The sequence below is a fragment of the Ruegeria sp. BC2 genome (assembly GCF_056539245.1).
In genome coordinates, this window is the sequence record NZ_JBQFUQ010000001.1 from 164,141 (window position 1) to 175,843 (window position 11,703).

The window sequence follows — 11,703 nt, forward strand, 5'->3', positions numbered from 1 at the left end:
GTGTGGCCACCACGTGACATTGGTTTTGAACTCCCTGGTTTTTTTGTCGCAGTTTCGCGCGCTTGGGGGCGACTAGTCAAATACCTTCTTGGGCTGAAATGTCGCGGAAACGTGACGAACAGTGCATTGTGCCTACACAAAGTCTTGAGTTTTTGTCATCAAAGCCGCGATTGGCCGCGATCGGTGGTCTTTAAAGTATCAGGGAGATATTTCGCAATGTCCGACGCGCAAAGCCGACTGGATCTGTTCATTGATCGCATGGTCTCGCAGCGGGCATGTCTGGATTTTGCGATTGCCGACACGGCCGATTTGGCCGGTCCGGTGTTCGAACTGGGTCTGGGAAACGGGCGCACCTATCATCACATGATGAACCGGGTCCGCAACCGACACGTCTATGTGTTCGAACGCGCTGTGGCCTCGCACCCCGATTCCACCCCGCCCGAAGATCGTCTGATCCTAGGCGACGTGCGCGAGACTCTGCCCGCCGCGCTGGATCGGTTCGGCGCGACCGCCAGCCTGATCCATGCCGATCTGGGCGGTCACAACCGCGAAAAGAACGATGCCTTCGCCCGCTTCGTTTCACCGCTGATCGAACCGCTGCTGGCCGAGGGCGGGCTGATGGTCTCGAGCGACCGGATGTATTTCGAAACGCTGACGGAGCAGACCCTTCCTGAAGGCGCGGTTCCGGGGCGCTGCTTCATCTACCGGCGCTGAGCGGCGTTCCGCAGGGTCACTTTGCGCGGGGACTCGATCCCGGCACGGCGGACGGTCTAACCTTCGCGTGACGTTCACGCAAAGGACCGCCATGCTGTTTTATGATTGCTCGACCGCCCCGAACCCGCGCCGTGCCCGCATGTTCATCGCCGAAAAAGGGCTTCAGATCGAAACCCGCGACATCTCGATCGCCAAGGGCGAGCAAATGAGCGAGGAGTTCCGAAAGGTAAATCCCCGCGCCACCATCCCGGTTCTGGTCACCGACGAGGGGACCGTTCTGACCGAAAACCTCGGCATCGCAGCCTATCTCGAGGCACGCTTCCCCGAGCCCCCTTTGATGGGGCGGACACCGGACGAGAAAGGGCTGGTGCTGATGTTGAACGCGATCGTCGAGCAACAGGGCGGAGCGCCCATCGCCGACGCGCTGCGCAACACGCATCCGGCCTTCAAGGACCGCGCCATTCCCGGCCCGCAGAACCATGCTCAGATCCCAGAACTGGCCGAACGCGGCCTCGCGCGCGTCGGGGCGTTCTTCGACCTGCTCGAAGAGCGCCTGCAAGACAGCCCCTTCATCGCGGGCGAGGCGTTCTCGCTGGCCGATATCTCGACCTTCGTGTTCGTGGATTTCGCCCGCGTCATCAAGATGCGCATCCCCGAGGGCAATACGGCAACCCAAGCCTGGTTCGACAGCGTGCAGGCGCGGCCCAGCGCGAGCGCCTGACAGCACTGTACAGAAATGTCTAGACAGAAGTGAACAGTGCCCCTAGCGTCCTTTGGGAATCGTCCAGGGGAGGTCGGGATGAAATCGCAGTATCGCGTTGTTGTCATCGGGGGCGGCGTTGTCGGCGCCTCGGTTCTGTATCATCTGGCCAAGTTCGGCTGGTCGGATGTGGTCATGCTGGAACGCCGGCGTCTAGCGTCGGGGTCGTCGTGGCACGCGGCGGGAGGCATCCACGCGCTGAACGCCGATCCGAACATGGCGGCGCTGCAGGCCTACACGATCGACCTTCTGAGCGAGATCGAGAAGGAATCGGGCCAGAATATCGGCCTGCACATGACCGGTGGCCTCACGCTGGCCGGAACCCCCGAACGGTGGGAGTGGCTACAGGCGAATTACCGCATCTTCCAGTCTATCGGCATCGACGACTGCGAATTGCTGTCCCCGGAAGAGGCGCAGAAACGCTGCCCGATCATGTCCACCGATGGCATTCTGGGCGCGATGTGGGCTGACCGCGAGGGGTATATCGACACCACCGGCACCGTGCAGGCCTATGCCAGTGCCGCGAAAAAGCGCGGGGCGGAATACTACGAGGAAACCAAGGTCGAGGAACTGATCCAGACCGCCGATGGCTGGCAGGTGGTGACCGACAGGGGAACGATCACCTGCGAGCATGTGGTCAACGCCGCCGGCCTGTGGGCCAAGCAGCTGGGGCGCATGGCAGGGGTCGAACTGCCGGTGTCGCCACTGAAGCACCATTACCTGATCACCGACACGGTGCCCGAGGTCGCAGCGGCCGATTTCGAGATGCCGATGACCGTGGATCTCGAGGGCTTCACCTACATGCGGCAGGATCAGAAGGGTGTGCTGGTCGGCATCTACGAGGTCGATCACGAGCACTGGGCAATGGACGGCGCGCCGTGGAACTATGGCGAGGAGCTGTTTCAGGAGCAGCTGGACCGCATCGAGAACGAGCTGACACTGGGCTTCGAACGCTACCCGGCGATCCAGAACGTGGGCATCAAGACATGGGTGAACGGTGCCTTCACCTTCTCGCCCGACGGCAACCCTCTGGTCGGTCCGGTGCCGGGCAAGCGGGGCTATTGGACCGCTTGCGCGGTGATGGCCGGGTTCCTGCAGGGCGGCGGCGTCGGCAAGTCGCTGGCCGAATGGATGATCCATGGCGAGCCCGAGGCCGACGCCTGGCCGATGGACGTGGCGCGCTATGGCGACTTTGCCCAGAACAAGCGCTACATCCGCGAGACGACGGGCCAGTTCTATTCCCGCCGTTTCGTGATGACCTATCCGAACGAGCAACTGCCCGCCGGACGCCCGTTGAAAATGTCGCCGGCCCATGACGCGATGACCGAAGCGGGTTGCAAATGGGGGGTCAGTTGGGATCTCGAGGTGCCGCTCTATTTCGCGCCCAAAGGGTTTGAGGAAACGCCGACCCTGAAGCGCTCGAACGCCTTCGACATCGTGGCCGAGGAATGCCGCACCATCCGCGAAGGCGTGGGCCTGATGGACATCACCGGGTTCTCACGGTTCGAGGTTTCGGGGCCCAATGCGGAAATCTGGCTCAACAAGGTGATGGCCTCGAAACTGCCGGGACCGGGCCGCGCGAAACTGGCGCCGATGCTGGGCGAGAACGGGCGGCTCAAGGGCGACCTGACGGTGCTGAACTGGGGCGACGGCACCTGGTGGATCATGGGCAGCTATTACCTGCGGGCCTGGCACATGCGCTGGTTCGACGATCACATGATCGATGGCGTACAGGTGCGCGACCTCGGCGAGGAGGCCTGCGGCTTTGCCGTGGTTGGCCCGAAATCACAGGCGGTGGTCGAGAAACTGGCCGAACAGGATATCTCAACCCTGAAATTCATGGGCTGCGGTGACTACGACATCGGCCTCGTGCGCGCCCGGGTGGCCCGCATGTCGGTCACTGGCGAAAAGGGTTATGAGATCAACTGCCGGTATGGCGACCACATCGCCCTGCGCCGCGCGCTGCTCGAGGCCGGAGCCAGCGAAGGCATCCGCGAATGCGGCTTCAACGCGATGCTGTCCACGCGACTTGAGAAAAGCTTTGGCATCTGGTCGGCCGAGTTCACCCAGGCCTACACCCCCGGCATGACCGGCATGGACCGCTGGATCGACTGGGACAAGGATTTCGTAGGCAAGGACGCGGCACTGGCCGAGCGTGAGGGCAACGGCCCGGCGCAGGTTCAAGTCACGCTCGAGGTGGACGCGCTGGATGCGGATGCCAGCGGGTACGAGCCGGTCTGGGCGGGCGACCAGCGCGTGGGTTTCGTGACCTCGGGCGGGTATGGCCACTATATCGGCAAGTCGCTGGCCATGGCGCTGGTGGACCGCGACAAGGCGCAGCCGGGTACCGAACTGTCGGTACATGTGGTCGGGGTCGAGCGGCCCGCGCGGGTGATCGCGCCGTCTCCCTACGACCCCGAGGGCAAGGCGATGCGGGGCTGATCGTGGCGGCGCGGGGCAGGGATCGGCGACGGCGGGGCAGGGGCGCGGAGGCCGCACCTGCGACCCGGCGGGACGTGAATTATCGCCAGTTGCGTAACCCGTTTCCGGTGATGGAGGCCTTTCCGGCCGACCAGATCGCCGACATGCACGAAACCGCGCTGCGCACGCTGGAGGAACTGGGCGTCAAGGTCCTGCTGCCCGAGGCGCGGCGCCTCTTTGCCGCTGCAGGCGCGCGGGTGGATGAAGCCAGCGAGATGGTGTTCATCGGCCGCGATCTGGTCGAGGCCTCAGTGGCCTCGGCCCCGAAATCCATCGCCTGCCGGGCCGGGGCGCGGCATCGCGACTTTACGCTGGAGCTGGGCAGCCTTGTCTTCCAGCCCGGCGCAGGGGCGCCCAATGCCACCGATCTGGAACGCGGCCGCCGCCCGGCCAGCGGGCAGGATTACTTGGAGTTCCTGAAGCTCACCCATCATTTCGACGTGTTCCAAATGATCTCGCCGCAGGTCGAGCCGCAGGACGTGCCGACCCACCTGCGCCACTATTTCACCACGCAGGCACAGATGGAGCTTACCGACAAGTTCCCGTTCTTCTTCTCGCGCGGGACGCCGCAGTTGATGGACTGTTTCCAGATGCTGGCCGTCGCCCGCGGTCTGTCCGATGACGAGTTCCACGCCCTCCCGCATTGCTACACGATCATCAACACCAACAGCCCGCGCACGCTGGACATTCCGATGGCGCAGGGGCTGATCGATTTCGCCCGCCACGGGCAGATGTCGATCATCACGCCGTTCACGCTGATGGGGGCGATGGCGCCGATCACGGTTGCGGGCGCGATCACCCTGTCCCATGCCGAGGCGCTGGCGGCCCTGACGCTGACCCAACTGGCCAATCCCGGCGCGCCGGTCTGCTATGGCACCTTCACCAGCAATGTGGACATGAAATCCGGCGCCCCGGCTTTTGGCACGCCCTCGCATTTCCAGGCCTCGCTGGCGGCGGGGCAGCTGGCGCGCCATCTGGGCCTGCCGTGGCGGTCGGCGGCCGGGTCGGCTTCGAACGCCAATGACGTGCAGGCCGCTAATGAAAATCAGTTTGGGCTGTGGGGTTGCCTGATGGCGGGGGCCACGGTGATCATCCATTCGGCCGGGTGGCTGGAAGGGGGGCTGACCGTGTCCTTCGAAAAGCTGGTCTGCGATGCCGAGGTGCTGAACATGGTAGCCGAGCTGTGCGCAGGGGCTCAGGCCGGTCAGGCTGAGATTGGCTTTGACACTGCCTTGCGAGAGGTCGAGCCCGGCAGCCATTTCTTCGCCGCCAGCCAGACGATGGAGCGCTACACTACCGAGTTCTACGAACCGCACCTGCATGACTATGCCAATTTCGGCACCTGGACCGAACGCGGATCGGTCGATGCGAACCACCGGGCCACCGCGGTCTGGCGGGACATTCTGAACAATTTCGAACCACCCGCGCAGGGCCAGCCCGGGGTGGACGCCATGCGCGACTTCATCGCCCGCCGAACCGCCGAGGGCGGCGCGCCGCCGGAGAGTTGAGATGAACAGCAAACCCATCCTGCATCGTGACGACCCCAAGGCCGAGCCTCTGGTCGGCAACGTCAAGGTCACGCGCGACGACTGGCTGAACGTGGCGATGGACGTGCTGATCTCGGACGGGGTCGAGCAGGTCAAGGTTCTGAACCTGGCCGACCGCATGGCGGTGTCGCGGTCCTCGTTCTACTGGTACTTCAAATCCCGGCAGCACCTGCTGGACGCGCTGCTGGATCGCTGGCAGGCCACCAACACCGCCGCCCTGATCGCGCAGGCCGAGGCCCCGGCCGAAACCATCACCGCCGCCGTCTGCAACGTGCATCGCTGCGTGGTCAACACCGCCCTGTTCGACACGGCGCTGGACTTTGCCGTGCGCGACTGGGCGCGGCGGTCGGGCAAGGTGCGGCGGATGCTGGACCAGTCCGATGCCCGCCGCTTGGCCGCGCTGCGCGCCATGTTCGCCCGCCATGGCTATGAGGCGGTCGAGGCCGAGACCCGCGCGCGCGTGCTGTACTACATGCAGATCGGCTATGATCTGGCGCAGTTGAACGAGCCGTTGGCCACGCGCCTGTCTCTGGTGCCGCATTACCTGTACGTCTTTACCGGGGTCGAACCGCGTCCCGAGGAAATCGAGGTATTCAGCGCCTATGCCAAGCGCTGTTGGGAGGGAGGAGCGGACCATGAGCCAGCCTGACGCAATCATCATCGGAACCGGCGTGATCGGCGCGGCCATCGCGTTCGAGATGGCCAAGGCCGGCTGGAAGACTCTGTCGCTGGACCGCAACGCGCAGGTGGGGCATGGCTCGACCGCCGGGTCCTGCGCGATCATCCGGATGCATTACTCCACCTTCGACGGCACCGCCTTTGCTTGGGAGGGCTATCATTACTGGCGCGACTGGGCCGACTATCTGGGTCTGCCCAACGGGGCCGATCTGGCGCAGTTCCGCGAGACTGGGTGCCTTGTCATGAAGACCGAGGCCAACGGCCACCTGTCAAAGCACATGAAATACAGCGCCGAGTTGGATTGCCTGTTTGAGGAATGGTCGGCCGAACAGATACTCGACCGCCTGCCGATCTATTATCTGGACAGTTTTGCCCCGGCCAAACGGATGGACGACCCAGCCTTCGGTCAGCCCAATGGCAGCAGGATGCAGGGGGCGGTGTTCTGGCCCAAGGCCGGCTATGTCACAGACCCGGCCCTGTCGGCGCAGAACCTGATGCAAGCGGCCACGCAGCGCGGCGCGCAGGTGCGGACCGGGGCCGAGGTCGTCGAAATCTTGCAGGAAGGTGGCAGGGTCAAAGGTGTCCGGCTGGCCTCGGGCGAAGAGATTCACGCGCCGGTGGTGATCAACGTGGCCGGGCCGGGATCGTCGATCATCAACCGCATGGCGGGTGTGCTGGACGACATGACCATCGAAACCCGCCCGCTGCGGCAGGAGGTGGTCCACGTTCCCGCGCCGGAAGGGTTCGATTTCGAGCGTCAGGGAACCATCGTATCGGACGGCGATATCGCCTGCTACTGCCGGCCGGAACATGGCAACCATATCCTAATCGGATCCGAGGACCCGGACTGCGACCCACATCAGTGGTGCGAGGACGATGTGCACTACAACCACGACTTCACCGACCAGTGGACGACGCAGGCCATGCGATACGCGCAGCGCGTTCCCAGCCTGGGCATCCCGTCCAGAACGCGGGGTGTGGTCGATCTGTATGACGCCTCGACCGACTGGATCCCGATCTATGATAAATCCAGCCTGCCGGGCTTCTACATGGCCTGCGGAACCAGCGGAAACCAATACAAGAACGCGCCGATCGCGGGCAAGATGATGGCGGCGCTGGTCGAGTATTGCGAGGGCGGTGACGATCACGACACCCGGCCGCTGCAATTCCAATTGCCACATATCCAACGCCGCATCGACGTCGGCTTCTACTCTCGCAGGCGCCCGATCAACGCAGAGAGCAGTTTTTCCGTCCTTGGCTAGCCAAGCCGGACAAACGCGCTAGCTCTCGGGAAACACTGAGAAAGGGCGGGCGCGATGGCGGAGAATGACACCAGAGTTCTGATCTTGGGGAGTGCGCCCGCAGCGCTGGCGGCGCGGGAATGGGCGCGTGGGCCGTTCACTCACATCGCGGCCATCAACAACGCCTGGCGCATCCGCGAAGATTGGGATTTTCTGATCCACCCCGAGGATTTCCCGGCCGAGAACCGCCCCGACTGTCTGACAGCGACACAGCGTATCGTGACGGCGCAGGATTATGTCCCGATCCAGAACGCGTATGGCGGCTTCGTATATGCCGGAGGCACCATGGCCTTTACCGCCGGGTACTGGGCGTTGGGTGCCCTCAAACCATCAGTGATGGCCTTCTTTGGCTGCGACATGGTCTATCCGCGCTCGGGCAATACGCATTTCTACGGCCAGGGAACGGCCGATCCCTTGCGCGCAGACGTCACCCTGCGCTCGCTCGAGGCGAAATCGGCACGGCTGGCGCTGCTGGCGGCGCGTCAGGATTGCAATGTGGTGCGGTTGTCCTTTGGACCCAGCCGGCTGGTCTATCCGTCCGTCTCTCGTACCGAACCGATCCCCGAGGCCCTGCCGCGCACGGAACACGTCGATGCTCTGCTGCAGGCCGAGTGTGAGGTGGGCTACGTGGTGCCATCCGGCCGGTATTGGGAGGTCGAAGAGCGGTTCGATCCAGCCGTTGTCGACCGGCTGGATGCGGCTTGGCTTGCGGCCTACAAAGCCTCGGCGATGGATCAGGCGGCCTGAGCGCGCGGCGCGCGCAACAAGTCTTCGACCTTTCGTCTGGCGGTCTCGGCCGCTTGTATCCGAACCGGGCCGTAACCGCGGATCTCGTCGGCGCAGGCCAAGATGCATTGCCACGTTTCGGCATCCCGATCCCCGTACTCGGCCACAAGGCGGTCCACCAGCCCCTGGTACCAATTCAGCAGATCGCGGTGCAGGCGCGCTTCGGCGTGATAGCCAAACGGATTGAGAGCTGTTCCGCGCAGCGCCCGCATTTTTGACAGGCCCCGCAGAACCGGCTGCATCCAAGGTCCGAACGCCTTTTTCAGCGGTCGGCCCCGGGCGTCCGTTTTGCGGCTCAGCAGGGGTGGGGCCATGTGGAAGCGGACCGCAAAATCGCCCTCGAACTGGTTGGCCAGATCCTTTGCGAAATGGTCTGAAGTCATCAGCCGCGCGACTTCGAACTCATCCTTGTAGGCCATGAAGCGGAACAGGTTGCGGGCGACGCTGCGCAGCAGGGTCTCGTCAGCCTGCGGCAGCGCCGAGCGGAGGGCGACGATACGATCGGCATAGGCCTGCGCATATTTCCCGTTTTGATACTCGGTCAGGTAGGCGGTGCGGCGCGCAATCATCTGATCCAGAGTTTCGTCTGAACCAACGTCGTCGGAAGGCAGCGCCAGTCTGTCCGGACGAACCGCCATGTTGCGCCCGATTGCAAAAGCCAGACGGTTCTTCTCGACAGCGACGCCGTTCAGCAGAATCGCCTGACCCAGCGCGACTTGCGATACCGGCACAAGACCGTGCTGCCACGCAAAACCCAGCATGATCACATTGGCAAACACGGCATCACCCAGCAGGGTTTCCGCCACCGCATTGGCGTCGAAACCGAACAGGTTTTCCGCCCCGACCACGTTCTGAATGGCCTGTTCACGGGCTTTTACCTGCAACTGAGCGTCGCGGCGCAAAACGATATCGCCGGTCGGCATTTCCGCCCGGTTCAGGACCACGCGCGTACCTTTGCGGTAGTGCGCCGAGGCTTTGGGGGCCGAACTGACGACGACGTCGCAACCAATCACCGCATCGGCCGCGCCCTGATCAATGCGGACCTGGTTCAATGCGTTCGGAGTGTCGCCCAAACGGGTATAGCTGAGAACGGTTCCGAATTTCTGAGCAAAGCCTGTGAAATCCAGGACCGAGGCGCCTTTCCCCTCGAGATGGGCCGCCATCGTGATCAGCGCCCCCACCGTTACCACACCCGTGCCGCCGACGCCGGTGACCAGCAGCTCGAACGGTTTGTCCAGACGGGGCAGGGCAGGGTCGGGCAGCCCGTCCTCGAGTGTTGCCAGATCCAGCTTTGCCATGCGTTTGCGGCGTTCGCCGCCTTCGATGGTCACGAAGCTGGGGCAGAATCCGTTGAGGCACGAGAAATCCTTGTTGCACGAGCTCAAATTGATCCTGCGCTTGCGGCCCAGCGGGGTTTCGCGCGGCTCGACGCTCAGGCAGTTCGACTCGACCGAGCAGTCGCCGCAGCCCTCGCAGACCAGATCGTTGATCCAGACGAACCGCTTGGGGTCCTCCATCGTGCCGCGCTTGCGGCGGCGGCGTTTTTCGGTGGCGCAGGTCTGTTCATAGATAAGAACGGTCACGCCCGGGATCTCGCGCAACTCGCGTTGCAAGGTGTCCAGTTCGGCGCGGTCGTGGAACGTGGTTTCCGACGGGAAATCCGCGTGGTGGAACTTCGAGATGTCGTCCGAGACGACAGCGATCCGTTCCACGCCCTCGGCGCGGCAGGTCTGGGCGATGCCGGCGACGCTGACCGGGCCGTCCACCGGCTGGCCACCGGTCATGGCCACGGCGTCATTGTAGAGGATCTTGTAGGTGATGTTGGTCCCGGCCGCGACCGCCTGCCGGATCGCCAGCGAGCCCGAGTGATACCAGGTGCCCTCGCCAAGATTCTGGAAGATGTGCTTGCCCCCGTTGAACTTGGACGCCACCACATGCGGCACGCCTTCGCCGCCCATCTGGGCATAGCCGACGGTGTGGCGATCCATCCACGAAGCCATGACGTGGCAGCCGATGCCGCTGGCGGCGATCGAGCCGTCGGGCACCTTGGTCGAGGTGTTGTGCGGACAGCCCGAGCAGAAATATGGCGTGCGGGTCGCGCCGGGCACGTTGATCAGTTTCGGCGGCTGGTCCGTCAGCGCCTTGGCTTTGGCGGGCAGATCCTCCTCGGGGAAGAACCGGTGCAGGCGGTCGGCCACGATGGGTACCAGCATCAGCGGGCTGAGTTCACCCGTCCAGGGGATCAGCGGCTCGCCGTGGCTGTCGTATTTACCCACCATCTTGTGCGGCTTGTCGCCGGGCCAGTCATAGAAATACTCCTTGAACTGGCTTTCGATGATGCCGCGCTTTTCCTCGACGACCAGAACCTCGGCTTTGCCCTTCACGAAGCGCAGCGCGTTGCGCCGAGCCAGCGGCCAGACCATGCCGACCTTGTAGATGTCGATGCCCAGACGGCGGCAGGCGGCCTCGTCCAGTCCCAGCAGGCGCAGCGCCTCCATCAGGTCCAGATGCGCCTTTCCGGTGGTGACAAAACCGAACTTGGCGTGGTCGATGTCATAGATGCGCCGGTCGATCGGATTGGCCTCTGCAAAGGCGCGCACGGCGCGCAGCTTGTGCTGGATGCGGGTCTCGATCTCGGGCGAGGGCAGGTCGGCGGCGCGCACGTGCAACCCGCCGGGGGGCAGGTCGATCTCGGGCAGGATGAACTGCCGGTCGGGGCGCAGCTCTACCGAGCGGGCGCTTTCGACGGTTTCCGAGATCGCCTTGAACCCGACCCAGGTGCCGGAAAACCGCGACAGTGCAAAGCCGTATTCGCCGAATTCCAGATACTCCTCGACCGACGCGGGGTTCAGCGTGGGCATGAACCATGCCATGAAGGCCACGTCGGACTGGTGCGGCATGGAGGAGCTGACGCAGCCATGGTCGTCGCCGGCCACGACCAGCACGCCGCCCTTGGGCGCCGAGCCATAGGCGTTGCCGTGCTTCAGCGCATCGCCCGAGCGGTCGACGCCCGGCCCCTTGCCGTACCACATCGAAAAGATGCCTTCGAATTCGCACTGCGGGTCCAGCGTCGCCTGCTGCGCGCCCAGAACGGCGGTTGCGCCCAAATCTTCGTTCACGGCGGGCATAAACGTAATGCGGTCGGATTTCAGCCGTTCGCGCGCGCGCCACAGCTCCAGGTCCAGCCCGCCCAAGGGCGAGCCGCGATAGCCCGAGACGAACCCGCCCGTGTTCAGCCCTGCATCGCGGTCGCGCCGCGCCTGATCCATCAGGATGCGCGCCAGCGCCTGCGTGCCGGTCAGGAACACGCGATCCTCGGTCTGTTCGTACCGGTCTGTGAGTTGATAAGTGCGAAGAGTGCTGTCGTGGCGGCTCATGGCTTGGACCTGGATTGGCTTTGAGATTGAACAACTGTAGTTCGGTATTTGCGAAATGT

General features: G+C 64.0%; 8 protein-coding genes. 7 read left to right on the forward strand and 1 reads right to left on the reverse strand.

Annotated features, from left to right (window positions below):
- The first annotated feature begins 216 nt into the window (after nt 1–216).
- The 7 genes from ACR0CU_RS00770 (at nt 217) to ACR0CU_RS00800 (ending at nt 8,228) form a co-directional block, all read left to right on the forward strand.
- Nucleotides 217–714 (forward strand): class I SAM-dependent methyltransferase, encoded by a 498-nt coding sequence (locus tag ACR0CU_RS00770; protein ID WP_170444410.1) that lies wholly within the window; start codon nt 217–219, stop codon nt 712–714.
- Nucleotides 715–805: 91 nt separating this feature from the next.
- Complete coding sequence (locus ACR0CU_RS00775; protein ID WP_170444413.1) at nt 806–1,435, forward strand: glutathione S-transferase family protein; 630 nt, start codon at nt 806–808, stop codon at nt 1,433–1,435.
- Between the two features lie 78 nt (nt 1,436–1,513).
- Nucleotides 1,514–3,916 (forward strand): GcvT family protein, encoded by a 2,403-nt coding sequence (locus ACR0CU_RS00780; RefSeq protein ID WP_170444416.1) that lies wholly within the window; start codon nt 1,514–1,516, stop codon nt 3,914–3,916.
- A gap of 2 nt (nt 3,917–3,918) precedes the next feature.
- Complete coding sequence (locus ACR0CU_RS00785) at nt 3,919–5,463, forward strand: trimethylamine methyltransferase family protein (RefSeq protein ID WP_170390843.1); 1,545 nt, start codon at nt 3,919–3,921, stop codon at nt 5,461–5,463.
- A gap of 1 nt (nt 5,464) precedes the next feature.
- Nucleotides 5,465–6,151, forward strand: coding sequence for a TetR/AcrR family transcriptional regulator (locus ACR0CU_RS00790; RefSeq protein WP_170444419.1), 687 nt, complete (start codon nt 5,465–5,467; stop codon nt 6,149–6,151).
- Nucleotides 6,138–7,442, forward strand: a complete 1,305-nt coding sequence (locus tag ACR0CU_RS00795) for an NAD(P)/FAD-dependent oxidoreductase (protein ID WP_170444422.1) — start codon at nt 6,138–6,140, stop codon at nt 7,440–7,442. Before ACR0CU_RS00790 ends, ACR0CU_RS00795 begins: the two co-directional genes overlap by 14 nt.
- A gap of 54 nt (nt 7,443–7,496) precedes the next feature.
- Nucleotides 7,497–8,228, forward strand: coding sequence for a hypothetical protein (locus ACR0CU_RS00800; RefSeq protein ID WP_170444425.1), 732 nt, complete (start codon nt 7,497–7,499; stop codon nt 8,226–8,228).
- Here ACR0CU_RS00800 and ACR0CU_RS00805 read toward each other — a convergent pair.
- Nucleotides 8,216–11,644 carry an indolepyruvate ferredoxin oxidoreductase family protein gene (locus ACR0CU_RS00805; protein ID WP_170444428.1) on the reverse strand — a complete coding sequence of 1,143 codons (3,429 nt, stop codon included), beginning with the start codon at nt 11,642–11,644 and terminating at the stop codon, nt 8,216–8,218. The two genes, ACR0CU_RS00800 and ACR0CU_RS00805, sit on opposite strands and share 13 nt — an antisense overlap.
- Nucleotides 11,645–11,703: the final 59 nt, after the last annotated feature.